20 protein-coding genes are annotated in these 25237 nt (G+C 46.2%); 15 read left to right on the top strand and 5 right to left on the bottom strand.

The genetic code is table 11. The features are described from left to right. Positions 1-83 precede the first annotated feature (83 nt). The 3 genes from folB to ONE56_RS01805 are packed head-to-tail and all read left to right on the top strand — an operon-like array spanning position 84 to position 1740. The gene (folB, locus tag ONE56_RS01795; protein WP_041156889.1) at positions 84-443 is read left to right on the top strand and encodes a bifunctional dihydroneopterin aldolase/7,8-dihydroneopterin epimerase; all 360 of its coding nucleotides are present in this window, start codon (positions 84-86) and stop codon (positions 441-443) included. Next, positions 440-922 carry a 2-amino-4-hydroxy-6-hydroxymethyldihydropteridine diphosphokinase gene (gene folK, locus ONE56_RS01800; RefSeq protein WP_423840159.1) on the top strand — a complete coding sequence of 161 codons (483 nt, stop codon included), beginning with the start codon at positions 440-442 and terminating at the stop codon, positions 920-922. The genes folB and folK overlap by 4 nt, the downstream gene beginning before the upstream one ends. 14 nt (positions 923-936) lie before the next feature. Beyond that, entirely contained in the window at positions 937-1740 is an 804-nt protein-coding gene (locus tag ONE56_RS01805; RefSeq protein ID WP_041156891.1) for an undecaprenyl-diphosphate phosphatase, read from the top strand. Between the two features lie 114 nt (positions 1741-1854). Here ONE56_RS01805 and ONE56_RS01810 read toward each other — a convergent pair whose 3' ends face one another. Next, a complete protein-coding gene (locus tag ONE56_RS01810; protein WP_041156892.1) occupies positions 1855-3075 on the bottom strand; it encodes a multifunctional CCA addition/repair protein in 1221 nt (406 codons plus the stop codon). 139 nt (positions 3076-3214) lie between these two features. Between ONE56_RS01810 and ONE56_RS01815 the strand changes: the two genes are divergently transcribed. Further along, entirely contained in the window at positions 3215-4864 is a 1650-nt protein-coding gene (locus ONE56_RS01815; protein WP_423840160.1) for an AAA family ATPase, read from the top strand. Further along, positions 4864-5547, top strand: coding sequence for a general secretion pathway protein GspB (locus tag ONE56_RS01820; protein WP_041156894.1), 684 nt, complete (start codon positions 4864-4866; stop codon positions 5545-5547). Before ONE56_RS01815 ends, ONE56_RS01820 begins: the two co-directional genes overlap by 1 nt. A gap of 91 nt (positions 5548-5638) precedes the next feature. On the opposite strand, the gene ONE56_RS01825 is transcribed toward ONE56_RS01820, so the two are convergent. From ONE56_RS01825 to ONE56_RS01835, 3 genes are all read right to left on the bottom strand, one after another. Next, positions 5639-6250 (bottom strand): TIGR04211 family SH3 domain-containing protein, encoded by a 612-nt coding sequence (locus ONE56_RS01825; RefSeq protein ID WP_041156895.1) that lies wholly within the window; start codon positions 6248-6250, stop codon positions 5639-5641. Between the two features lie 178 nt (positions 6251-6428). Beyond that, positions 6429-7688: an inorganic phosphate transporter gene (locus tag ONE56_RS01830; RefSeq protein ID WP_331438114.1), complete on the bottom strand. Its 1260-nt coding sequence runs from the start codon at positions 7686-7688 to the stop codon at positions 6429-6431. Positions 7689-7818: 130 nt separating this feature from the next. Continuing rightward, positions 7819-8499, bottom strand: a complete 681-nt coding sequence (locus ONE56_RS01835; protein ID WP_041157008.1) for a TIGR00153 family protein — start codon at positions 8497-8499, stop codon at positions 7819-7821. 212 nt (positions 8500-8711) lie between these two features. On the opposite strand from ONE56_RS01835, the gene ONE56_RS01840 reads away from it, so the two are divergent. The 4 genes from ONE56_RS01840 (at position 8712) to hldE (ending at position 16375) form a co-directional block, all read left to right on the top strand. After that, the gene (locus ONE56_RS01840) at positions 8712-10244 is read left to right on the top strand and encodes an inorganic triphosphatase (RefSeq protein ID WP_041156896.1); all 1533 of its coding nucleotides are present in this window, start codon (positions 8712-8714) and stop codon (positions 10242-10244) included. A gap of 424 nt (positions 10245-10668) precedes the next feature. Continuing rightward, entirely contained in the window at positions 10669-11925 is a 1257-nt protein-coding gene (locus ONE56_RS01845; RefSeq protein WP_041156897.1) for a methyl-accepting chemotaxis protein, read from the top strand. 111 nt (positions 11926-12036) lie between these two features. Next, positions 12037-14877 (top strand): bifunctional [glutamate--ammonia ligase]-adenylyl-L-tyrosine phosphorylase/[glutamate--ammonia-ligase] adenylyltransferase, encoded by a 2841-nt coding sequence (gene glnE / locus ONE56_RS01850; protein ID WP_423840161.1) that lies wholly within the window; start codon positions 12037-12039, stop codon positions 14875-14877. Between the two features lie 67 nt (positions 14878-14944). Then, positions 14945-16375: a bifunctional D-glycero-beta-D-manno-heptose-7-phosphate kinase/D-glycero-beta-D-manno-heptose 1-phosphate adenylyltransferase HldE gene (gene hldE, locus ONE56_RS01855; RefSeq protein WP_041156898.1), complete on the top strand. Its 1431-nt coding sequence runs from the start codon at positions 14945-14947 to the stop codon at positions 16373-16375. Between the two features lie 164 nt (positions 16376-16539). On the opposite strand, the gene tolC is transcribed toward hldE, so the two are convergent. Next, positions 16540-17862 carry an outer membrane channel protein TolC gene (gene tolC / locus ONE56_RS01860; protein ID WP_041156899.1) on the bottom strand — a complete coding sequence of 441 codons (1323 nt, stop codon included), beginning with the start codon at positions 17860-17862 and terminating at the stop codon, positions 16540-16542. A 229-nt stretch (positions 17863-18091) separates the two neighbouring features. Here tolC and nudF point away from each other — a divergent pair, with 229 nt between their 5' ends. From nudF to parC, 6 genes are all read left to right on the top strand, one after another. Continuing rightward, positions 18092-18739, top strand: a complete 648-nt coding sequence (gene nudF / locus ONE56_RS01865) for an ADP-ribose diphosphatase (protein WP_423840162.1) — start codon at positions 18092-18094, stop codon at positions 18737-18739. A 3-nt stretch (positions 18740-18742) separates the two neighbouring features. Further along, the gene (locus ONE56_RS01870; protein ID WP_041156901.1) at positions 18743-19186 is read left to right on the top strand and encodes a DUF1249 family protein; all 444 of its coding nucleotides are present in this window, start codon (positions 18743-18745) and stop codon (positions 19184-19186) included. Between the two features lie 76 nt (positions 19187-19262). After that, a complete protein-coding gene (gene cpdA, locus ONE56_RS01875) occupies positions 19263-20072 on the top strand; it encodes a 3',5'-cyclic-AMP phosphodiesterase (protein ID WP_128814726.1) in 810 nt (269 codons plus the stop codon). Positions 20073-20134: 62 nt separating this feature from the next. Then, positions 20135-20719 carry an esterase YqiA gene (gene yqiA, locus ONE56_RS01880; RefSeq protein WP_423840163.1) on the top strand — a complete coding sequence of 195 codons (585 nt, stop codon included), beginning with the start codon at positions 20135-20137 and terminating at the stop codon, positions 20717-20719. A gap of 339 nt (positions 20720-21058) precedes the next feature. Then, positions 21059-22939: a DNA topoisomerase IV subunit B gene (gene parE, locus ONE56_RS01885; RefSeq protein ID WP_331438111.1), complete on the top strand. Its 1881-nt coding sequence runs from the start codon at positions 21059-21061 to the stop codon at positions 22937-22939. 3 nt (positions 22940-22942) lie between these two features. Beyond that, positions 22943-25228 carry a DNA topoisomerase IV subunit A gene (parC, locus tag ONE56_RS01890; RefSeq protein ID WP_423840164.1) on the top strand — a complete coding sequence of 762 codons (2286 nt, stop codon included), beginning with the start codon at positions 22943-22945 and terminating at the stop codon, positions 25226-25228. Positions 25229-25237 lie beyond the last annotated feature (9 nt).

Below are 25237 nucleotides of genomic sequence, written 5' to 3' on the forward strand. Positions count from 1 at the left end.
GATCGTTCGAGTGCTTAGGTAGAGAATATTACGATCAAATTACCCCTCACGGGTATCCGACCTCTGTTATAGAAGGACATAAGATGGCTCTGGATAAAGTCTTTATTGAACAGCTAGAAGTAATCACCACCATTGGTGTGTACGACTGGGAGCAACAAATTAAACAAAAGTTGGTGCTGGATATTGAAATGGCACACGACAATAAACCTGCTGGTAAAAGCGATGATGTACAAGATGCTCTTGATTACTCGCAAGTCAGTGATGCCGTTCTGAGTCATATTGAAAATGGTCGTTTTCTGTTAGTCGAACGGGTTGCGGAAGAAGTGGCTGAAATCATTATGCAGCGCTTCTCAGTGCCCTGGGTCAAAATCCGTTTGGCGAAACCTGGCGCGGTTCCTCAAGCGCGGGCGGTGGGTGTTGTGATCGAGCGAGGCCAGGCATGATCACCACGTATATCGGTGTTGGAACGAATATAGAGCGGGAGCGTCATTGCATGGCGGCTTATCAAGAGTTACAAAAGCTTGATGAAGACCTTGTTGTTTCTCCGATATACGAATGTGCACCTATTGGTTTTAATAGTCAGAACTTCTACAACTTTATCATTAGGTTACGTACAGGTTTATCAATAGAAGAATTGAGGTCTCATCTTCGTGAGATTGAATTTAAGTGGGGACGAGCGGAAAACGCACAAAAGTATCAGGATCGAACACTGGATCTCGATATAGTGTTGTTTGGTGAGTGCGTTTCAAAGCAAAGCCCAGAGTTACCTCGCAGCGATATCTATAAATATCCCTTTGTAACAAAGCCTCTCTATGATTTGGAGCCTAACTTGGTGATCCCCGGTGATGGCCGCACTGTTGCTGAAATTTGGCAAGCAATGCAGCCAGTTGATTCACTCAAACCTGTTTCTTTTTCACTTTAATTTGAGTTATTTACATGAGTTATTTTGAAGCCTTTATTTTGGCTCTTATTCAGGGACTGACTGAGTTCCTACCTATTTCGAGCTCTGCTCACTTGATTTTACCTTCTGCCATTTTTGGTTGGGCAGACCAAGGCTTAGCGTTTGATGTTGCGGTTCACGTTGGTACTTTGATGGCGGTGGTGATTTACTTCCGTAAAGAAGTCATTTCGTTGTTCAGCGCATTATTTGGCTCAATATTTAAAGGTGAACGAAGCAAAGAAGCGACGTTAGCATGGATGATTGTGATAGCGACGATCCCCGCTTGTTTCTTCGGCTTTTTCATGAAAGACCTTATTGAGGTTTACTTGCGCAGTGCTTACGTGATTGCGACCACCACAATTGTGTTTGGTCTGTTGTTATGGTGGGCAGATAAAAATGCTCAGCAGAATGCCGATGAATACCAAACTGGCTGGAAAAAAGCGGTCTTTATCGGTGTCGCGCAAGCATTAGCAATGATTCCAGGGACGTCGCGTTCAGGGGCAACCATTACTGCGGCACTGTACCTTGGTTTTACTCGCGAAGCTGCGGCGCGTTTTTCATTTCTGATGTCAATTCCGATCATCGCACTTGCTGGTAGCTACCTAGGCATGAAGCTGGTCACCAGTGGTGAACCGATTCATATTGGCTTCCTTCTCACCGGAATTATCACTTCGTTTGTGAGTGCGTATATCTGTATTTTCTTCTTCCTTAAGATGATTTCACGTATGGGGATGACGCCATTTGTTATCTACCGCCTCATCTTGGGTGTGGGTCTGTTCGCCTTCTTGCTGAGCGCCTAACTTGCTCTTTTCCACGAAAAGATCATGATCGACCAATAACGCCCGCTCAGTAGAGCGGGCGTTTTTATTGGATTAAAGGCTATCTATCGATTTAAGTTATTTATCTAGATTAAGCTATTTATCTAAAACGACTCTTACCGCTTCAATGCGGCGTTTTTCTTGCTCATCCCTAATCGAAGGGCCTTTGAATCCATCCCGAATGATTGCCTGAACATCAACGGCAGCAGCAGCCTGATAGGCCTTCCTGAATAAATCCGCTTGCGGATAAGGTTTATCGGCCAGTCCTTTACGTCCTGCATGATCTGCCTGGCAGCAAAGGAGAATGTCTTCCAGACGTTCAGCTTTACGCCACACATCAAACTTGTTGAGAATCTTAACCACGGTTTGCGGTTTTAACTCTGCTGCTCGATGAACATTTGAGTGTTGCTCGCACACCATTAAGGCGAGGTCTCGAAACTCGTTAGGGACACGAACTCGCGAACAAAGTTTTTTAATTAGGTTTAAGCCGGTATGGCAATGCATTTTATGGCTTGGCCATTCGCTTTTCGGTGTGACACCTTTACCCAGATCGTGGACTTGTGCTGCGAATCGGACAGGAAGAGAACGGCTGATCTTTGCGGCTTGCTCTGCGACCAATAATGTATGAATCCCTGTGTCGATCTCAGGATGCCACTGCTCTGGTTGTGGGACGCCAAACAGCGCATCAATTTCGGGTAGCACAACACTCAGAGCACCACAATCACGGAGGACAGATAAAAAGACATCTGGTCTTGGTGTTGAGAGAGACTTATGCCACTCTAACCAGACGCGTTCTGGCGTCAGCGTTTCGAGTTCTCCCGACTCCGCTATTTGGCGCATCAATTGTTGAGTTTCTTCTGCGACGGAAAATCCTAATGAGGCTAACTTCGCGGCAAAGCGGGCGACCCGTAACACTCGCAGAGGATCTTCGGTAAAGGCATCGGAGACATGTCGGAGTAGGCGATGATTAAGGTCGTGCTGGCCACCATAAGGGTCATAGATCTGGCCTTTATCGTCCATTGCCATTGCGTTGATAGTGAGATCACGACGGATGAGGTCTTCTTCTAATGTGACGCTTTGATCAAAGAAACATTCAAATCCAGTATAACCAGCACCGGATTTTCTTTCTGTTCTTGCAAGGGCGTGCTCTTCTTTCGTCTCAGGGTGAAGAAATACAGGAAAATCTTTCCCAACCGCGGTATACCCTTTAGCAAGCATCATTTCTGGTGTAGACCCGACCACTACCCAGTCTTTATCATAGCTATCAAGACCGAGCAATTGATCTCGGACCGCACCACCTACTAAGTAAACTTGCACGAATTACCTCTTAATTTATTCATATGCCGTTGGACATTGTAGCAAGCAATGGTACTTTTCTTTACTCCCAACATCAGATGCACCTATGTTTAGATTGTAAATGAATCCTGTGTGGGCGGGTTTTTAGCTGGAGAGCTTAATGTATAAAGATTTTTTCGGGTTTGTAGAGCAGCCGTTTTCGATTGTTCCAAATTCACGTTATTTATATCTGAGTCAACGCCATAAAGAGGCGATTACGCATCTCAAAGCTGGGTTGGGAGATGGGGGCGGGTTCGCGATGCTGACGGGAGAAGTTGGCACCGGGAAAACGACAGTCGCGAAGGCGATGCTGGCAAACTTGGATGACAGCACCAAAGCGGGGTTGATCCTCAACCCTACTTTTTCGAGCCGTGACTTACTAGAGGCGATTTGTGATGAGTTTAATGTCGCCTACCCACAACAGGCGACATTGAAACAGCTCAATCAGGTGATTCATCAATACTTGCTGCACAACCACAGTTTTGGTTGGCAAACACTGTTGGTGATTGATGAAGCTCAGCACCTGAGTGCCGACGTGCTTGAGCAGTTACGTTTGCTCACTAATTTAGAAACTGACACCAGAAAGCTACTTAAAGTGTTGCTGGTGGGGCAGCCAGAACTTCAACGCTTGTTGCAAACCACACAGTTGCGCCAGCTCGCGCAGCGAATTACGGGCCGTTACCACCTGTTGCCACTTGATGAAAAAGAGACCACGGACTACATCGCATTTCGTTTGCATACGGCAGGGGGTGATCAGCAGTTATTTAATCACAGCTCGACCAAGCAGATTGCAAAGTACAGTCACGGCATTCCACGCCTTATCAACCTTATCTGTGATAAAGCACTGAATATGAGCTACCACCAGGGCAGTGTGGTAGTTGATAAGAAAACGGTTTTGCAAGCGTGTGAAGAGGTCATGCAATTTCAGGCAGAAATTTATCAGCAAGATGCTAAATCTGGCCAAAGAATAGCACGGCGATCATTTGTGTGGCCTGCGTGGGGAACCGTCATGCTCGGCGTCACCGCTGCATTGGGAATTGGCTGGGCAGCCACCAATCATACGCTTGATTTACCCCAATTATCTGTCGCGCATTTTCCGGTGTTTCAGAAAGAAGACGCTCCGATTCATAAGCCCGTTGCTGCCATGGTTCAGGAACAACTCACCAATGAACAACGTGCGTCATTATTGGCTCAGAAACAATCCAACCTTGCTGTCAATGACTTGTACCGATTATGGGGATACCGAGCATCAGTGCGTGACAACCTCTGCTTGTCTGAGCCTCAGTCGACGATGGTTTGCGAAAGGAAAATGGCGACCTGGCCGTTATTGATACAACAAAACCGTCCTGTGATTTTAGAACTGAATTATCAGGGTGAAGTCGGTTATGTGATTTTGTATGCCATTGGCAACGATAAAGTCGAGGTATTGAATGGTAAGCAGCGTCTGCGTTTACCCGCATCTTGGCTTAAACCGCTATGGCAAGGCAATGTTATCGAATTATGGGAAGCGCCACTCAAAGGCACATTGCGTGTCGACATGGAGGGCCCCGCGATTGAAGTGTTAGATGAATTGCTGTCGAAAGCGGTGAGTGAGCCGCCTTTAGGAACGTCAACGTTTGATGGTGCGATGAAAGAGCGTGTGGAATTGTTCCAGCGTTGGCAAGGTATCGCGGTCGATGGTATAGCAGGACAACGTACTCTCGAACGCTTGCAACAGAATGTGCAGCTCAACGCACCGACGCTCAATCGTATTGAAGAGGAAGACGCATAATGTCGATAGCCAAACATCTCGGACTTTTTCTAATTCCCGTTAGTGTGTCTACGTTGGGAGCCGTTTGGTATCTCCAAACGGTAAACTCTGCAAATCATGTAGAACCTTCACCACCGTCATCCGCTGTCGTTGACGTTAAACAGCCATTTACCGTGCTTGAATACCCAGAGGTAACTCAGTTGGCTCAATTGTCGCGAGAGTGGCCTCAAGCAGAGCTGTCGCAAGAGATAGGCTCATACTTAGATTCCGCACAGTATAACAGCAGTACGGAAAGTGCAGACGCACCTGTGGCTCAAAATCAAGCGTCATCGTATTCTAGTGAAGATGATCTAGGGCTGTCTCTGGAGGGCCTTGACTTATCCTCTCTCTCTCCGGATTTAGCGAGAAAGGTCGAAAATGCTATGTCGCAAGGTGATTCACTAGAATCTCGCAACGCGCCAGTCAATGACTTAGAAAGAAATGCGAAGCAATGGCAGGGTCGTTTGCCTGCGCTTAATTTACAAACCCACATGTACACCAGTGATGCCAATCGTCGTTGGGTAAAAATTAATGATGTTGAGTATCATCAAGGGGATGTCGTGGATGGACAAGTGACGTTAAAAGAGATCCAACCACAAGCCGTGGTCGTGGAGTTTCAAGGAGAGCAGATCCGAATTCCCGCCCTGTACGAGTGGAATGGATAAGTGCTGATCTGGGGCAGAGAATAGAAACACAAAAGGCCACATCGTTGTGGCCTTTTGTTTGTATCCGATAATTTGCTGCGGCGGCAGTCTATTATGCCCAGCCAGCAGGTGAGCGTTTTCTACGCGGCACAATATGTGGCAGAATCAAACCGAATAACAGCCCAATCCCAGCAACACCGCCACCGTAAGTAAAGTACTTCAGTAGCATGTCATCTTTTTGTGTATCTAGTTTTGCACGCAGTTCGCGGTTTTCTGTCTCAACTGAGGTAAGCTGATCGCTGATTTCAGAGTACTTATGTTCAAGATCTGAAATTTGTTGGTTGCGGGTTTCTAGTGATGTCACTAAGCCTGCTTTTTCGGTATCAGAAGTCTGACGAGCATTGGCCAGTTGTTCTTTCACTTCTTTCAGTTCTTTCTCGATACGAGGAAGACGAATCGCCATGCTTTCTTCATTTGTCACGAACTTACTCTGTACCCAACCAGTACGTCCACGTTCATCCCGAATCTGCGTGTAGCCCGTCTCTCGGTTGGCATTTAGCAGTTGTACTTTAGAGCCAGCATTCACACTACCGATAATGCGGTATGTGTTGTTTGGACCAGAGTGCATGAAAGTGAATAGTTCATCAGAAATATAACGGTCTGCTGCCAATGCTGCAGGGGCAGCAAGCAACGTAAATAGAACCGTGATGATTAGTTTTTTCACAGTAAATCCCTTAACGATCTTTTTTGAATACAGCCTTGGCTTCGAATAATGGAAGCCGGAAATAGACGCATAGTATTCAGTTTCAAACTTCGGTGCAACAAAGAAGGGAGGCAAAGCCTCCCTTTCTGTGCGATCGAGTCAATAATGACAAAGCGCTTACATTCTATTGACGGCTCTCTTAAGCGAACATCGCTTGGATTCCGTAAAAGAATACCACTGCCAATAGAGCACCTGCTGGCAAGGTTACAATCCATGATGCCACGATGTTACGAACCACACCAAGGTTCAGGGCCGCGATACCACGAGCAAAACCAACCCCCAGCACTGCACCAACCAGAGTTTGTGTTGTTGAAATAGGTAGACCAGTACCTGACGCAAGAACAACGGTACAAGCGGTTGCCAACTGAGCGGCAAAACCACGGCTTGGCGTTAGCTCTGTAATGCCTGTGCCTACGGTTGCCATTACTTTGTGACCAAGGGTCGCAAGACCAACAACGATACCGATACCACCGAGAGGAAGAATCCACCATGCAATGCTGCTTTTCGCCGTGATCGTGCCCATGTGCTCTACCGTTGATACAACCGCAGAAAGTGGACCAATCGCATTGGCAACGTCGTTTGAACCGTGCGCAAATGCCATCGCACAAGCAGTGATAACCATGAGTACGCTGAAGATACCTTCTACACCTGAGAAGCTGTGGTCATCTTCACGGTTGGCAAATTTCTTCTGGATGTAGAAATAACCGCCGGCCATCACAAGAGCCGACACTGCAGCAGCCCACATCCAGGCTTCACCATTACTAAGGTGCAGACCGACGTGCTTAAGACCTTTCTTGATGGTAACAAGTGCAATGACCATCGTGGTAATAAACATGTACACCGGAACAAAACGCTTTGCATTGAATAAAGGGTTTTCGGTGTCAAATATTAGTCGTTGTGCACTGACAAAGATCACGTAGGCAAAAAAGCCTGAAATGACTGGGGTGACGATCCAACTGCCAACAATACCTTGAACACTGCTCCAGTCTACCGCTTCTGTTCCGACCGAAACACAAGCAAAACCGATAATAGCACCGATGATTGAGTGAGTTGTCGATACTGGCCAACCCATGTAGGACGCAAGCAATAGCCAAGTACCCGCAGCAAGGAGCGCAGACATCATGCCATAGACAAGAACATCGGGTTGGCTGGCAAATAGAGAGGTTTCAATTACCCCTTTTCGGATTGTGTCGGTAACTTCGCCACCTGCCAGGTATGCACCTGCAAATTCGAAAATCATCGCGATGATGATGGCTTGTTTTACGGTTAGCGCTTTTGAGCCTACAGATGTCCCCATTGCATTAGCTACATCATTTGCGCCAATACCAATCGCCATCAGTAAACCAAAAATCGCTGCAACAATAATCAGGACAGTGCCGTAGTTCGCAAGGATATCCATCGTAATACCTAGTTGTTTTATAACAAGCGGAACAAAATTCTACGCACGCCAAATCACAAGACGATGAAAATGGTCATCGTCCTTATGATACGTACAGATAATGCTCTTCGTTATTTTGTTAACTTATGTTTTAAGATCGAGATAGCATGACTTCCAAGCGAGCACCTACGCGCTGTGCTTGGTCGGCAATACCACCTACCCATTCAAAAATCTTATACAAGAACATGACATCGATAGGGTTCATGTCCGATTCAATCGCCATTAATTGTTGGCGCAGTTCAATCTGCATCGTATCGGTATCATCTTCTATGATATCTAACTGATTAATCATTTCTGCAACCAGAGTTACTTCACGGCCTTTAAAGCCCGTCTCAAGTAATTCATCAAGTTCGTTAATGACCTTTTGCGCTTGATTTGCAGCGTCAAGACAACGCTGAACGTAAGCGAGGAAGTTGGAGTGGAGTACCTCAGGAATGACAAGCTGTCGACCATATACACGGCCAGCAATGTCTTTTGCCAAGTTAGCAAGTTTATCCTGTTGAGTCAGGAGCTCAAGCATGTCGGTACGATCGACAGGCATGAACAAACCGCGAGGCAATTTTAGACGGATTTCACGTTTTAGCACATCCGCTTCTTTCTCTAGATGCGAGATTTGAGCACGGATTTCAGCGGCTTTTTCCCAGTCACCCTTTGAAGAAACTTCAAAGAATTTCACTAGGTGTGAGCAACATTCGTTGACACACACAACGTGGCGTTGCAAAGGCTTAATCGGGGACTTTGCAAATAACCCCATAATTGTATTTACTGGCATGGTCATTCAACCTAATAGCTATAACCTAAAAAAAACATACACCATTTCTTTACTCTTGGCGAAATGTTGAACGATGGCTATAAAGGCGCGCATGTTAACGCATTAAATCACTCATTAAAACTGTTTTAGATCATCAATCGGATGATATTTCTCTCTTGCCGTGTGAGAAATTACGCAATATCCTCTTTCTATCTGCGTTGAAAGGTATAGATATGGAAACCGAAATAGAACTGAAGTTTTTTGTTTCTCCCGAGTTTTCAGATATTTTACGGGAAAAAATCTCTGAAACAAAAGTTCTTCAGCATAGTTGTCGTGAATTAGGGAACACGTATTTTGATACGGCCGACAATTGGCTACGAAAGCATGACATAGGCTTAAGAATCCGCCGTTTTGATGATGTATTTGTGCAAACCGTTAAAACCGCAGGACGTGTCGTCGCGGGTTTACATCAACGACCAGAATATAATGCGGAGCACGATTGCAATGAGCCTGTGCTTGCGCTGCATCCTGAAGACATCTGGCCACCAGGCAAAGAGGTTGGAACGCTTCAAGCAGAATTGACGCCACTTTTCTCGACCAACTTTGTTCGTGAGCAATGGCTTATCGGTATGGCGGATGGTAGCCAAGTGGAAGTGGCTTTCGATCAGGGTAACGTCGTTGCGCAAGGGAAAGATGGAGAAGACGTTCAAGAGCCAATTTGCGAAGTTGAACTTGAACTCAAATCAGGCCAAACGGATGCGCTATTTACTTTGGCTCGCAGCTTTTGTGAGCATGGCGGGATGCGCCTTGGTAACTTGAGCAAAGCAGCGCGAGGTTACCGCTTAGCAACCAATCATACCGGTGATGAGGTTAAATCCCTCTCTTTGGTCGACACGAGTCCAACTGATACCGTCGAATATTGCCTGATTAATTCACTCGAACATGCCTTGTCTCATTGGCATTACCACGAACAAATCTATGCTGAGCGTGACTCCGTTCCAGCACTGCGCGAAATCAACAACGCGATTCGTTTTATTCGTCAAACCTTGACGATTTTTGGCGGCGTCGTTCCTCGACGAGCCAGCGCGATTCTTCGTCAAGAGCTTAAGTGGTTAGAAGAAGAGTTGAGTTGGCTGGACGAGCACGCTCACCTTGAAGAATTACTTGATGACAAAGGCAATGTGCTGCGCAAGCTTGATGCTCGCAAGTTTTTGGTGTCTGAGCTCACGCAACAGCTTCAAGAACTGCCGAGCCGTGAAGATGTTCTAGAGTTGCTTAGCTCTGCGCGCTATACCGGTTTACTGCTGGATCTTAGCCGCTGGATTTTAGCACGTGGCTGGCAGCCCTTCTTGGATGAGAAAGCACGCGAAAAAATGGCAAGCAACATAATGCCATTCTCTATCAAGCAACTAGATCGTACTTGGGCGGAGCTCATTGAAGCTTTCCCAGCTGAGCGTGAGCTATCGGCACAGGATTATGTTGATCAACGTTACCGCTTGTTACGCAACCTCTATACGGGGATTGGTTTTGCCATTTTGTATAACAACGAAGAGCGCAACAGCTTTCGTCTCCCTTGGGCAGATCTAGTACATGGAATTGATGATCTTTTAATGTTGAATCATCTATTGCCATTAGTTGATATGTTAGAAGATGAAGAGAAAGAACAATTACAGCGTTGGTTGCACCGTCAAGAGCGGTCGATCCTACATGCTATGGATCAAACCCGAGCCATCAGTATTGAAGCGCAGCCTTACTGGCGAGAGTAATGTGGTCTGCAAAGCGTCATCTGGCCTTTGCATATAAACAGCGTTAACGTATCTGGACACGATCAGAGCGCATCATCGAATGGGACCAATGGGTCCTATTTTTTTTATCTGAAATTGTTCAAATTGTGCTGTAGTTCAAAGCATTGATAATCCCAAAAAGAAAAAACTTCAGAATCTCCCCCTCTGACCGATAAGCATCTGATGAGCTTTGTTTTCGTTGGGAACGCTGTCAGTTTGGGTCACAAATTTTGCAGCCAATATCCGTGTTAATTATGCCAGTACTAACCATACCAGTATTAACCATAACAATGTCTACAAAAACGTGCTCAATCATTTGCTGTTTTTGATATTAGTGTGTCATGCCTATACGTTAAGTGAATGGACAAACAGTAAGATTTTATTAGAACCCGGTGGAGAAAGGACGATGAAAAAGCTGACATTTAAACCATGGGAAAGGGTCATATCCGACATTCGATTGGTGCCTAAAATGATCATGCTAATGGTATTTAGTACGATTTTGATCGTGGTGAAACAATTTTGGGATGCTAATACCTTTTATGATGCCCTGTTGGCGGCAACAGAAAATACCGACGTTGCACAGCAACACTATGATGCGTATCTGGTTCAAGCAGCTTGGCAAACGGCCTTACTTATTGTGATTTTTGTGGTTCTTTTACTGGCGGCATCAAGAGTGATGTTGCGTCAGACTCATTATTTGAGTGACGCCATCAAGTTAATGGCCAGTAAAGATTTGTCTGTTCCATTTGGTATGAATTGTAAAGATGAGTATGGCGATCTGGCGCGTGAACTAGAAAAAACACGATCTCAGTTAAATGATGTCATTCAAATGCAGATCAATGCTTCCGATGAGTTGTCAACGCTCACAGAGGTGATGACAGTAAGCATGTTTGAAACCAAAGAATCTGCGCAAGAAGAGTTTAATGAAATTGATCAGCTTGCGACAGCAATGAGTGAGATGTCATCGACGGTACAGACGGTCGCCGAGCATGCGCAAAATGCCTCCTCTTTAACTGAACAAGCTTCTGCTCAGGCAATCTCTGGTCAACAGTTCCTGCAAAGTACAGTGTTGAAAATGAGTGAGCTATCAACAGACATCGCTTCTTCGGCTCAGGCGGTGAATCAAGTGGAAGAGAGAGTTGAAGCGATTGGCAGTGTCGTTGGTACGATTCAGGGAATCTCAGAGCAAACCAACTTACTAGCATTGAATGCAGCCATTGAAGCTGCGCGTGCCGGTGAGGCAGGGCGTGGTTTCGCCGTGGTTGCTGATGAGGTGCGTAACCTGGCACAGCGTACTCAGCAGGCTACGGTTGAAATTCAGGATATGATCGGTCAGCTACAAACCAGTGCCGAGTCTGCCGTTGGCTTAATGGAGAAGAGCGTTGTAGAAGCTGCGGAAGGTAATGAATTGGTTGCGAATGCGGGCAGTGAGTTGGATGGCATTGTTGGTCAGGTAACGCAAATCAACGATATGAATTTCCAGATTGCAACCGCATCGGGTCAGCAAAGCAGCGTGGCAGAGGAAATGAACCAAAACTTAACCAATGTCAGAGAGCTTGTCGAAGCCTCGGTGGTGGTGGTGAGTGAATTACTGGAAACGTCTGAGTTGATGCAAAACAACGCATCAGAGTTGGATAAGAAAATTAAGTCATTCAGCGTTTAATTCGGTCAAGCTTTGATAATACGCCCACAAACCTTTTGTGGGCGTTTTTATTTGTCCTAACTCTGGTATAACTTTAATCTCATCTATTCGTGCTTTTCACAAGGAAGAAAAATGCAGCTGCCTTCGTCTTTGATCTCTGTCTCCGAGTCTGCCGTTCAAAATGCTCAACAAGCGGGTTACTTTCAATCATGGCCGCAGGACGTCGCGGAACAATTTCGCTATGTCGCTGGCCTGAGTCAGTTCATCGTAGACGCGGTGCATCGAGATGAAACGCTCGCTCAAGAGCTACCGAATATGTTGGCCGATTCGAGCCGTCAGGAGTCTTACCGAAGCCGACTCGCTACTTTATTAGCAGAGTGCCCGGATGAAATGTCTGGTCATCGTGTGCTGCGTCAGTTTCGTAATCGAGAAATGGTTTATATCGCCTGGAAAGACTTTTTGCACGCTTGGACGTTGGAAGCCTCTTTGAGTCATCTTTCTCAGCTGGCTGAAGCGATGATTTTCGAAACCTATCAATGGCAATATCAAGCGTGTTGCCAAGAGTGGGGCACACCAATGAATGCCGAAGGCGAAGCACAACCGATGCTGATTATTGGGATGGGGAAGCTCGGTGGTGGTGAACTGAATTTCTCCTCGGATATCGACTTGATTTTTACTTACCCCGAAAATGGAGAAACGCAAGGTGCTCGCCGTAGCATCGCCAATGCCCAGTTTTTTACCCGTTTGGGGCAGCGGATCATCAAGGCGCTTGATCAACAAACGTTTGATGGCTTTTGCTATCGCGTCGATATGCGTTTGCGTCCATTTGGTGAAAGTGGCCCTTTAGTGATGAGCTATGCAGCCCTAGAAGATTACTATCAAGAGCAAGGCCGAGATTGGGAGCGCTATGCGATGGTCAAAGCTCGGGTGATGGGCTGTGAGATGTATCCTCAATACCAAGAGTTACGTCAGATGTTGCGCCCATTTGTGTTTCGCCGTTATATCGATTTCGGTGCGGTTCAAGCTCTGCGCCGCATGAAGTCGATGATCAGCAGCGAGGTGCGTCGTCGTGGGTTGACCAACAACATTAAGCTGGGAGCTGGGGGGATTCGTGAGATTGAATTTATCGCCCAAGTTTTCCAGTTGATTCGTGGGGGACGAGAGCCATCACTACGTGGTCGTGGATTACTAGAAACGCTGCAAGGCATCGAAGAGCTCGGGTTATTAACCCAACAAGAGGTTGAACACTTAGAGGCCGCCTACAAGTATTTGCGTCAACTTGAAAACTTGCTACAAGCGATGGCCGATAAACAGACGCAAACATTGCCAGATTGCGACATTGAGCAATTGAAACTGGCGACTGCTATGCGAATGCCATCATGGGATGCGTTGCTCACTCACACGCAGCAACATATGACCAATGTTCATCAAGTATTTGAACTGTTGATCGGTGATGATGAGGATGAGAGCGGCACTGTCGCTCGCCATTACCTAGAACTTTGGGACATGGCGAAAAAGAAAGATGTGTTGGAGAGCATTTTACAACAAGACGTTCAGGTTGAAGACTTTGCTGGCTGTGCCAAAACCATTATTGAGTTTAAAACCGATTTAGCCAAAAAGACCCTTGGCCCCCGCGGTCGTGAAGTGCTCAACAGGTTGATGCCCAAAGTCTTTGAAGCGGTCTTTTCTCATCCTGATGCGCAGTTTGGTCTGCCTAGAGTGCTGCATTTACTTCATAAAATTTGTACGCGCACGACTTATCTCGAGCTACTTGATGAGCACCCAGCTGCATTGGTGCAACTGGTAAGATTGTGTACAGCGAGCCCGATGATTTCAGAGCAGCTGTCGCGCTACCCGATTTTGCTGGATGAGTTAATCGATCCACAACACTTATATAACCCTACTCCGCTCGATAGCTACCGCACAGAGCTACGTGATTTTCTGGCGCGAATACCTGAGGATGACATGGAGCAGCAAATGGAGGCACTGCGTCAGTTTAAGCAAATCAGTATCTTGCGTATCGCTGCCGCCGATATCGCAGGTGCGCTTCCAGTAATGAAAGTGAGTGATCACTTAACTTATTTAGCTGAAGCGATTGTAGAGGCTGTAGTGCAACAAGCTTGGCTTCAGGTCTCTGAGAAGTTTGGTGAACCGACCCACATTAAAGATCGTGACGGTAAAGGATTTGCAGTCATTGGTTACGGCAAAGTCGGGGGATGGGAGCTCGGGTACAACTCTGATTTAGATATTGTCTTTATGCATGATTGTCCGGTCAATGTGTATACCGATGGCAAGAAAGAAATTGATGGTCGACAGTTTTACCTGCGTTTAGCTCAGCGCGTTATTCATATATTCTCAACCCGCACAGCTTCGGGCATTCTCTACGAAGTGGACACTCGCTTACGTCCATCAGGCGCATCGGGTTTATTAGTCAGCCCAACAGACGCGTTTGAAGAATATCAGCATCAAGAAGCGTGGACATGGGAGCACCAGGCACTGGTTCGAGCTCGGATGATTTATGGTGATGAGCCGTTAGCCACCGCGTTTTATAATACTCGCCATGCTGTGCTGTGTAAAAAAAGACAACAACAAGCATTAAAAGACGATGTGGTTAAGATGCGGGAAAAAATGCGCGACCATCTTGGCGGCAAAAAAACGGGTCGGTTTATGCTTAAACAAGATAGAGGCGGGATTACGGATATTGAATTTCTCGCTCAGTACTTAGTGCTTAACTATAGTCATGATAAGCCTAAGCTCACCCGTTGGTGCGATAATGTACGAATTTTTGAAACCTTGATTGCACAAGGGGTAATAGAAGAAGAGCAAGCTATGCAATTGATTTTGGCGTATACCTCTATGCGTAATGAAATTCACCGTAGAAACCTGCTCAATTTAGAAGCCGACGTTGTCGAAGATAAGTTCGCAGCAGAAAGGGAATGGGTCAAACAGGCATGGAATCAATGGTTCAATTAGATGCATATATTTAGCCGCAATCAGGGCTGTGTTAAACTCGGTTCGATTTAATTTTTGGAGACCAACAATGAAACCAATTCTACCCGAATACAACAGCGCTGGTGTGCTTATCATCGGTGATGTCATGCTAGATCGCTACTGGTATGGCCCTACTGGACGCATCTCTCCTGAAGCGCCAGTACCTGTTGTTAAAGTAGAAAACAATGAAGAACGACCTGGTGGTGCTGCGAACGTTGCGATGAACATCGCGTCTTTAGGCGGTCATGCTCATATTGTTGGTCTTACCGGAGATGATGAGCCGGCAAAAGTGCTAACGGACACGCTCAGTTCACTCAATGTGAAATGTGACTTCGTGACGCTGCCTGATTACCCAACGATCACCAAATTACGAGTGATGAGCCGTGGTCAGCAGCTTATCCGTTTAGACTTTGAGGATAAATTCGAAAATACACCTGCTGAGCCCGTGTTATCTCGTATGGACGCAGCACTGCCAAACGTCAAAGCAGTGATCATGTCGGATTACGCCAAAGGTTCTCTGGAGCATGTACAGGCTTATATCCAAAAGGCTCGAGCAGCGAACATTCCCGTTTTCATTGATCCAAAAGGCGCAGACTTTGAACGCTACCGTGGTGCAACGTTACTGACACCAAACATGAAAGAATTCGAAGATGTGGTTGGTAAAGTCAAATCAGACCAAGAGCTGGTGGAAAAAGCACTCACTTTGGTTGAAGAATTTGATTTTGAAGCTCTCTTAGTCACCCGCAGCGAGCACGGCATGACTTTGATTCGTCGCGGTCAGGAGCCGTTCCACTTACCGACTCAAGCCAAAGAAGTGTATGACGTAACAGGTGCAGGAGATACAGTTATTTCTGTGTTAGCCGCCTCGGTTGCCGCTGGTAAGTCGTTTGAAGAAGCGTGTGCATTGGCAAACGCAGCTGCTGGTGTGGTGGTTGGTAAGCTGGGTACATCAACGCTGTCAGAAATTGAACTGGCTGAAGCGGTACATGGCAGTAAAGATACTGACTATGGCGTGATTTCAGAAAAAGCCCTGATTGAGGCGGTCAAGAAAGCGCGCGCTAAAGGCGAGAAGGTAGTGATGACCAATGGCTGTTTCGATATTCTTCACGCAGGCCATGTATCTTATCTCAATCATGCCGCTGAGCTAGGTGATCGCTTGATCGTTGCAGTGAATACCGATGAGTCTGTGAAGCGTCTTAAGGGGCCTGGTCGCCCGGTAAACCCAACGGATCGTCGTATGGCAGTATTAGCCGGCCTTGGCGCAGTAGATTGGGTTGTGCCATTCAGTGAGGATACGCCACAGCGTTTGATTTCTGAAGTCCTACCAAGTTTGCTAGTCAAAGGCGGAGACTACAAACCGGAAGAGATTGCGGGTGGCCAAGAGGTCATCGCTGCTGGCGGTGAGGTGCGAGTTCTTAACTTTGAAGACGGCTGTTCAACCAGCGAAATTATTAACGCCATCAAAGGCGGCAAAGGCTAAGTTATTTACCTAGCGTGTATTTCAAAGGTCACTGTCACTATGAAGTGGCCTTTTTTGATGCCAGCTAAAAACTAGCGTTCATAAAAAAACGCCACTTGATCACTCAACTGGCGTTATGTTTACGGTTTGGGATTTCTCCCCGAACGTTTAAAACGAAAATCGTATTAGTTAACCGGCTTCAAACCTGCGTCCACATCCAAAATATCTTGCTCATTAAGCGTACCAACCGCTTGGCGTAACTGAAGACGACTTATAATGTAGTTGTAACGAGCATCAGACAGGTTTTTGTTTGCGTCGTATAGGCGACGAGTTGCGTCCAGTACGTCAACAATCGTACGCGTACCGACATCAAAACCGGCTTCAGTTGCTTCTAGTGCAGACTTCGCAGAAACCACAGATTGCTCATACGCTTTCAGTGCACCAATCGATGCATTGATGTTGTTATTTTGCGCACGAACATCTTTCACCACACTACGGTATTGTGCTTCAAGGTTTTCGCTTGCTGCAACGTAAGCGTATTCCGCTTGTTTGGTCTGAGAGGTCACATTACCACCTGTATATAGCGGTACTGCAAGGTTGACACCGACGTTAAAGTTATCCGTTGTGTTGTCTTGGATACTGTGTGACGTATCACCGTAATTATACCCACCATCGAGCGATAGCGTGGGTAAGTGACCAGAGCTTGCCAGTGAGATATTGTCACGCGCGATATCTTGAGAAATACGTGATGATAGTAAGTTTAGGTTTTTCTCCTTCGCTTCTTCGATCAACATTTCAGCCGGGCTGTTTGACGGACTTGCCGAGAAACGGTCAGTATCAAGGATATTGAGGTCTTTATGTTCTTGACCAGTAATTTCGCGTAGCGATTCATAGCTATTGACCAGATTGTTTTGAGCTAATACTTCGTCCGCCAGTACAGCATCGTATTGTGCTTGTGCATCGTGAACATCAGTAATAGCAGAAAGGCCAACTTCAAAACGCTGTTTAGTTTGTTCTAGTTGACGGCCAACCGCGGCTTTTTCGGCACGAACGAAAACTAAATTGTCTTGAGCTCGTAACACTTCAAAATACGCTTGAGAAACGCGCAGGATCAAACTTTGCTGCGTTGCTGCATAAGTCGCGTCTGCTTGACGTGCCGATTTTTCAGCAGTGTCGAGCGCTATCCAAGAAGCTCGGTTATACAGCTCTTGCGAAAAGTTGACACCAGCGGAGAGCTCATTTTTATCATTGGATGTTTTTGGACCGGAATCTAGATCGGTATCTCCACGATTTAAGTTATAGCCAGCAGTTAAATTAATTTGCGGTAAAAGGGCACTGCGGCTTGAAGTGATTGCTTCAAAAGCTTGATCACGCTGCGCTGCTACACTAAGCAATTGTGGGTCATTTTGTTTTGCTAAGTCATAGATTTCTGCTAGCGAGTCTGCATAAGCTGAAACACTAATGCTACCTAGCGCTGCACTGATAAATAGTGGAAGCAATTTTTTCATTTTCTATTCCCGCGATCCATAGATTGGTTAATTCTCAATAGTTTAACTCAATTTGAACGATATTTACTCTAAACTTTGCATTTTTTTACACGTAATTATCCAATTGTGCAATAAAAAATACTGCAATGCTTAAAATAATTTGTAACTATTGTACAAAAAGTTGAGCCAAGTCCTTTGAGCAAGTGATAAACAATGAGTACACTACAAGATTCACTTAGAGAGGTGTTGAATGCAACAGCGCGATAAACAGCAAGCGGATTTCTCTTCGAAAGATATCGAAATCCTATCAAAGGAGACTGTGTTTAACGGTTTTTTTAAGATGGTTAAATACCGTTTTAAGCATCGGCTTTTTGCTGGTGGCTGGAGTGATGTTGTTGAGCGAGAGATGTTTGAACGCGGGCATGCTGCAGCTATGCTGCCTTATGATCCAAAAACGGATCAGGTAGTGATCATTGAACAAATCCGTGTCGGGGCGCTTGAGCATGAAAAACCGTGGCAGCTTGAAATCGTGGCTGGCATGATCGATAGAGACGAGTCTGTCGAGGATGTTGTCCGCCGCGAAGCCCAAGAAGAAGCGGGGATTGAGGTTGGCCGAATCATACCCGTTACCTCTTATTATCCATCTTCAGGTGGGTGCTCAGAAAAGTTGGATGTGTTTGTCGGAGAAGTCGATGCTTCTAAAGCGCACGGCATTCATGGTTTAGACTATGAGAATGAAGATATTCGTGTTCACGTCATCGATCGTGAAACAGCTTATCAATGGGTGAAAGAAGGAAAACTCGAAAATGGCGCATCAATCGTTGCATTGCAATGGTTACAGCTAAATCATCAAGAGTTAAGAACGCAATGGGGAAGCGCCCCTAAAGGTGGAGAATAAGTCATGGCACAGGTGGCAGCCAAACAACGATATCATGTTGACTTAGCGGGTCTAATGAGAACTTATGAGACCAACTACGCTAAATTGAATGCCCTATTGCCTGCATCCGCTAAGGTTGGTGATGTACGCTGCTATCAAGCGGCAAGCATGATTTATCAACTGACCGTGAATGAAATCACAAAATACACCACAGTTGTTGAGATATGTCAGAGTGATGAAACTCCAGTGTTCCCATTACCGACAATGTCTGTCAGGCTTTATCATGACGCGAGAGTGGCGGAAGTATGTTCCAGCGGAGAGTTTTCTCGTATACAAGCTAAGTATGATTATCCCAATGACAAATTGATGCAAAAAGATGAAAAGCATCAGTTAAATACGTTCCTTGGTGAATGGCTGACGTTTTGTCTAAGAAGTGGCATCAGTAGAACGCCACTTGCCTTCAATTAACGGTAACGCCATTAGTGAACGATAACAAATAACGAAGGTCTGTTGACCAATAGAGTGGAAGAGTCAGGTTTTCATTTTGCAATCATCGAGTAGTGACAGCATTAAACTTTTACAGATTACAGATACTCATTTGTTTGCATCAGATGAGGGGAGTTTGCTGAGCGTAAAAACCGCCGACAGCTTTAACGCTGTTGTTGATGACATTTTGCGCCGCAAAGTAGAGTTTGATTTTATTTTGGCGACAGGCGATATTTCGCAAGATCATAGTGCTCAGTCTTATCAGCGTTTTGCTGACGGCATTATGCCACTGAGAAAGGACTGTTTCTGGCTGCCGGGTAATCATGATTACAAACCGAATATGGGAAGCGTTTTACCTTCGACCCAAATTCAAGCGTCTGAACATGTTTTACTGGGTGATCATTGGCAGTTGATTTTGCTTGATTCTCAGGTTGTCGGTGTGCCACATGGGCGCTTAAGTGATCAACAGCTAGCACTGCTTGAAGCGAAGCTCTCTGAGTATCCGCAACGTCATACACTGGTCTTATTGCACCACCACCCGTTGTTGGTTGGTAGTGCTTGGTTAGATCAACATACGTTGAAAGATCCTGACGAATTCTGGCAGGTTGTAGAACGTTTCAGTAACGTCAAAGCAGTGTTATGTGGGCATGTTCATCAAAATATGGACGTCTTGCATAATGGAGTAAGAGTGATGGCAACCCCGTCTACCTGTGTGCAATTTAAGCCGAATTCTGACGACTTTGCATTAGATTGCAAGTCGCCAGGTTGGCGAGAGTTAGAGCTGCACGCAACGGGTGATATTACGACGAATGTCAGTCGACTCCCTGACGGTCTCTTTCAACCGGATTTCTCTTCCAACGGTTATTAGACCAACCCAATTCAAGTTAGCCCGAGCCAGTCCTCGGGCTTGCTTTTTTAGGTGAGATATTTATGAGTAAACCTTCATTATTGTTGTATATCCATGGTTTTAATAGTTCGCCACTTTCACTCAAAGCCAATTTAATGAGAGCGCACTGTGAGCAGCATCGTCCAGATATTAAAGTGATTGTGCCGCAGATGCCGTGTTTCCCTCAGCAGGGCGCTCAACTGTTATTAGGCATTGTTGAGCGTTACAAAGATGATTACCAGATTGGCTTAGTCGGTAGCTCGTTGGGCGGTTTTATGTCAACGTGGCTAAATGATAAATTCGGATTTAAAGCTGTCGTGATAAACCCCGCAGTGAAACCTTATGAATTATTGGTAGACTATTTGGGCGAGCAAACGAATCCGTATACGCATGAAACCTATACACTTGAAGCGTGTCATATTGACGAGTTGAAAGCTCTTGATGTACAAAGCATCGCATCGCCTCACTGTTTTTGGCTTTTACAGCAAACGGGAGATGAAGTTTTAGACTATCGTCAGGCCGTCAACAAGTTTGCAGCGGCAAAGCAAACCGTGGAGCAAGGTGGCGATCACAGTTTTGTAGGGTTTGAGCGTTATCCTGCAAAGATTATTGAGTTTTTAGAACTGTAATGAGTGAAGGGCATCGTGATTTCAGACTGAGCTCGTATCACAAACTCCCATCGCTGATAGGAATGATTGGAATGCGCTCATAGTTTTTATTGATTTATCCAACCGTTTCTTGACATAGGAAGAATGCTTTCCGACTATGTTTTGCCATAAAATTTTTAGGGCCTTATCTCCAAGCACCTTGGGGGTGACTTGGAAAGAGAAGACCCTCGCTACTTTGTTGAGCATCACTTTTATAAAAACTTAAAGGTGCAAGCAGAGTAGCTTTTTCGTTTTCTGAGGGCGAATACTCCGATTCGTACCACTCAGGCAACAAATAAACGTTGAGAACAATTCCGTATTATGACTGAACAATATAATGCTGGTGCCATTGAAGTACTGAATGGCTTAGAACCGGTGCGTCGCCGACCAGGGATGTATACGGATACAGCGCGCCCAAACCATTTGGGCCAAGAAGTTATCGACAACAGTGTCGATGAAGCGTTAGCCGGGCATGCCTCAAAAGTACAAGTCATCCTGCATGCCGACCAATCACTAGAAGTGATCGATGATGGTCGGGGCATGCCTGTCGATATTCACCCTGAAGAGAAAGTCTCGGGCGTTGAGCTGATTTTATGTAAGCTTCACGCGGGTGGTAAATTCTCCAATAAAAACTATCAATTTTCCGGTGGTCTACACGGGGTAGGTATTTCGGTTGTTAACGCGCTTTCAAAGCGAGTAGAAGTCACGGTTCGTCGTGATGGCCAAGTGTACGAAATTGCGTTTGAACACGGAGATAAAGTCTCTGATCTGACGGTAACTGGCACTTGTGGTCGCCGTAACCGTGGTACAAGTGTGCATTTTTGGCCAGATACAAAATACTTCGACTCAGGTAATTTCTCCGTCACTCGCTTGGTCAATAACTTACGTGCGAAAGCGGTACTTTGCCCTGGATTGGAAATCACTTTAACCGATAAAGTGAATGGCAAAGACTACAAGTGGTACTACGAAGATGGCCTGAAAGACTACTTGGCGGAAGGTGTAAAAGGATATCCTGTTATTCCAGAAGCGCCGTTTACTGGCGAGTTTTTGGCCGAGACCGAAGCGGCAAACTGGGCAGTTATTTGGCAACCTGAAGGCGGTGAAATGATCACCGAGAGCTACGTTAACCTGATACCGACCGCTCAAGGTGGTACGCACGTTAATGGATTGCGCCAAGGTTTGCTTGATGCTATGCGCGAGTTTTGTGAATTCCGTAATCTGTTACCTCGTGGTGTGAAGCTCACTGGTGATGACGTTTTCGACCGCTGTTCTTATGTGTTGTCAGTTAAAATTCAGGACCCGCAATTTGCAGGGCAGACAAAAGAACGTCTTTCGTCACGCCAAACCGCAGCCTTTGTTTCTGGTGTTGTAAAAGATGCGTTCAGCCTTTGGTTAAATGAAAAGCCTCAGCTTGCAGAACAACTGGCGGAAGTCTGTATTGCCAATGCGCATCGCCGTATGCGTGCTGCTAAAAAAGTCGTGCGTAAGAAAGTGGCATCTGGACCAGCGTTGCCAGGCAAGCTGACTGATTGCTCGGTACAAGACTTAAGCCGCACTGAAATCTTCTTTGTCGAGGGAGACTCGGCGGGCGGTTCTGCTAAGCAAGCGCGCGATCGTGAATTTCAGGCGGTGATGCCTTTACGAGGTAAGATCCTAAATACTTGGGAAGTGTCAGCGGATCAAGTGTTAGCTTCTCAAGAAGTGCATGACATTTCGGTCGCTCTGGGCATTGATCCGGACAACGATAACCTTGACAGTCTTCGTTACGGTAAAATTTGTATCCTTGCCGATGCGGACTCGGACGGGCTGCATATCGCAACACTGCTTTGCGCTTTGTTCACGCGCCACTTCCGAGCATTGGTTGAAGCGGGTCATATCTATGTCGCCATGCCGCCACTGTACCGCATTGACTGTGGTAAAGAAGTGTTTTACGCACTCGATGATGACGAGAAAGATGGCATTTTAGAGCGTCTCTCGAAGAAAAAAGCCAAAATCAACGTGCAGCGATTCAAAGGTCTTGGTGAGATGAATCCGCTTCAACTGCGGGAAACAACCATGGATCCGAATACGCGTCGCCTGGTCCAATTAACCATCGATGATTCCGCTGCAACCATGGAAATGATGGATATGCTGCTGGGGAAAAAGCGCGCAGATGACCGCCGCTCTTGGTTGCAAAGTAACGGCGATTTGGCAGAGGTTTAACGAATGTCTACAGAAATTACCTACGATGGCGTTGAACAGTTGCCAATGCGCAAGTTCACAGAAGACGCTTATCTTAACTACTCAATGTACGTCATTATGGATCGTGCATTGCCATACATTGGCGACGGTTTAAAACCGGTTCAACGCCGCATCATTTATGCGATGTCGGAGCTAGGGCTTTCGGCTGCTGCAAAATATAAGAAATCCGCACGTACGGTCGGGGATGTGTTGGGTAAATACCACCCTCACGGAGACTCTGCGTGTTACGAGGCCATGGTATTAATGGCGCAACCGTTCTCATACCGTTACCCATTGGTCGACGGTCAAGGCAACTGGGGTGCGCCTGATGATCCAAAATCTTTTGCAGCAATGCGTTATACCGAAGCCAAACTGTCTAAGTTTGCCGAGGTTTTACTTGGTGAATTAGGTCAAGGGACAGTCGAATGGCAGCCTAACTTTGACGGCACGATGAAAGAGCCGCAAATGTTACCAGCACGCCTACCGCATATTTTGCTCAATGGTGTCACAGGTATTGCGGTTGGTATGGCGACCGATATTCCGCCACACAATGTTCGCGAAATTGCTGATGCGACCATTCACTTGATCGACAACCCGAAAGCGGAATTGCCGGATGTGATGCAATACGTCAAAGGTCCAGATTACCCGACAGAAGCGGAGATCATTTCACCTCAGGCGGATATTGAAAAGATCTATCGCAATGGCCGTGGCAGCATCAAGATGCGTGCAGCTTGGCATAAAGAAGGCTCAGACGTTGTTGTTACGTCGATACCACATCAAGTGTCGGGTTCTAAGTTGCTTGAGCAGATCGCTAACCAAATGCGTGCCAAAAAGCTACCAATGGTTGAGGATTTGCGTGATGAATCGGATCACGAAAACCCAACGCGTATCGTTATCGTGCCGCGTTCAAACCGAGTTGACTGTGATCTGCTGATGAACCATTTGTTCGCGTCTACCGATCTTGAACGCAGTTATCGCGTTAACTTGAATATGATTGGCTTGGATAACCGCCCTCAAGTGAAAGGTCTGGTGCAGATTCTCTCTGAGTGGATCGAGTTCCGCCGAACCACTGTTCGCCGTCGACTGCAACATCGACTCGATAAAGTGATGGCTCGTTTGCACATCTTGGAAGGTTTATTGGTTGCTTACCTAAACCTAGATGAGGTGATTGAGATCATCCGTACGGAAGACGATCCTAAAGCGGTGTTGATGCAACGCTTTGGTATTACCGATATTCAGGCGGATGCGATTCTCGATACCAAACTTCGTCACTTAGCCAAACTTGAAGAAATGAAGCTTCGTGGTGAGCAAGATGAACTAGAAAAAGAGCGCGAGAAATTGGAGCAGCTATTGGGTTCTGAGCGTCGCCTCAATACGTTGCTTAAGAAAGAAATCAAAGCGGATGCAGACAAGTACGGTGATGATCGTCGTTCTCCATTAGTCGAGCGAGCAGAAGCGAAAGCACTCACGGAACGTGATTTGATTCCGAGTGAGCCAATCACAGTCGTTCTATCTGAAAAAGGTTGGATTCGTCATGCAAAAGGCCATGACGTTGAAGCTGAAGGATTGAATTACAAGTCAGGAGATAAATACCTCGCGCATGCTCGAGGTAAGAGTAATCAACCTGCCGTGTTCCTGGGCAGTGATGGACGAAGCTACTCGCTTGAATCTCATTCCTTACCTTCGGCTCGTAGCCAAGGTGAGCCAATCACAGGACGTCTGAATATTACTGCAGGTAGCAGTATTCGTCAGGTGATTATGAGTGAAGAAGATCAGCTATGGCTGGTGGGTTCTGATGCGGGTTATGGCTTCGTGTGTAAAGGGGCAGACTTGCTGTCGAAAAACCGCAGTGGTAAAGCACTGGTGACGTTACCTGCGAACGCAGAAGTGATGACGCCAAAAGAAGTTGATAATTTAGATGCGGATGAAATCTTGGCTATCACCAATCAAGGCCGCATGCTGTTGTTCCCAATTAAAGATCTACCGCAACTTGCGAAAGGTAAGGGCAACAAGATCATCAATATTCCAGCCGCAAAAGCGAAAGAACGTGAAGAAGTCTTGTCTCATCTTATGGCGTTGCCGCAAGGGGCATCTTTGACACTCTACGCGGGCAAACGCAAGTTGGGTTTAAAACCGGCGGATTTAGAGAACTTCCGTGGTGAGCGTGGACGTCGAGGCAGTTTACTGCCAAGAGGGTTGCAGCGAGTAACGCGCATTGAAGTTGAGCTTGGTGAGTCGAGCAATACGGACGAGTCAACGAGCAGCGAATAACTCGATGAG

Source organism: Vibrio mytili, assembly GCF_049563345.1.
In the GTDB taxonomy this organism is placed as follows: Bacteria; Pseudomonadota; Gammaproteobacteria; order Enterobacterales; family Vibrionaceae; genus Vibrio; species Vibrio mytili.

Coding starts and splice junctions, on each gene's coding strand:
- folB (WP_041156889.1), top strand. CDS start 84: ATGGCTCTGGATAAAGTCTTTATTGAACAGCTAGAAGTAATCACCACC.
- folK (WP_423840159.1), top strand. CDS start 440: ATGATCACCACGTATATCGGTGTTGGAACGAATATAGAGCGGGAGCGT.
- ONE56_RS01805 (WP_041156891.1), top strand. CDS start 937: ATGAGTTATTTTGAAGCCTTTATTTTGGCTCTTATTCAGGGACTGACT.
- ONE56_RS01815 (WP_423840160.1), top strand. CDS start 3,215: ATGTATAAAGATTTTTTCGGGTTTGTAGAGCAGCCGTTTTCGATTGTT.
- ONE56_RS01820 (WP_041156894.1), top strand. CDS start 4,864: ATGTCGATAGCCAAACATCTCGGACTTTTTCTAATTCCCGTTAGTGTG.
- ONE56_RS01830 (WP_331438114.1), bottom strand. CDS start 7,688: ATGGATATCCTTGCGAACTACGGCACTGTCCTGATTATTGTTGCAGCG.
- ONE56_RS01835 (WP_041157008.1), bottom strand. CDS start 8,499: ATGCCAGTAAATACAATTATGGGGTTATTTGCAAAGTCCCCGATTAAG.
- ONE56_RS01840 (WP_041156896.1), top strand. CDS start 8,712: ATGGAAACCGAAATAGAACTGAAGTTTTTTGTTTCTCCCGAGTTTTCA.
- ONE56_RS01845 (WP_041156897.1), top strand. CDS start 10,669: ATGAAAAAGCTGACATTTAAACCATGGGAAAGGGTCATATCCGACATT.
- glnE (WP_423840161.1), top strand. CDS start 12,037: ATGCAGCTGCCTTCGTCTTTGATCTCTGTCTCCGAGTCTGCCGTTCAA.
- hldE (WP_041156898.1), top strand. CDS start 14,945: ATGAAACCAATTCTACCCGAATACAACAGCGCTGGTGTGCTTATCATC.
- tolC (WP_041156899.1), bottom strand. CDS start 17,862: ATGAAAAAATTGCTTCCACTATTTATCAGTGCAGCGCTAGGTAGCATT.
- nudF (WP_423840162.1), top strand. CDS start 18,092: ATGCAACAGCGCGATAAACAGCAAGCGGATTTCTCTTCGAAAGATATC.
- ONE56_RS01870 (WP_041156901.1), top strand. CDS start 18,743: ATGGCACAGGTGGCAGCCAAACAACGATATCATGTTGACTTAGCGGGT.
- yqiA (WP_423840163.1), top strand. CDS start 20,135: ATGAGTAAACCTTCATTATTGTTGTATATCCATGGTTTTAATAGTTCG.
- parE (WP_331438111.1), top strand. CDS start 21,059: ATGACTGAACAATATAATGCTGGTGCCATTGAAGTACTGAATGGCTTA.
- parC (WP_423840164.1), top strand. CDS start 22,943: ATGTCTACAGAAATTACCTACGATGGCGTTGAACAGTTGCCAATGCGC.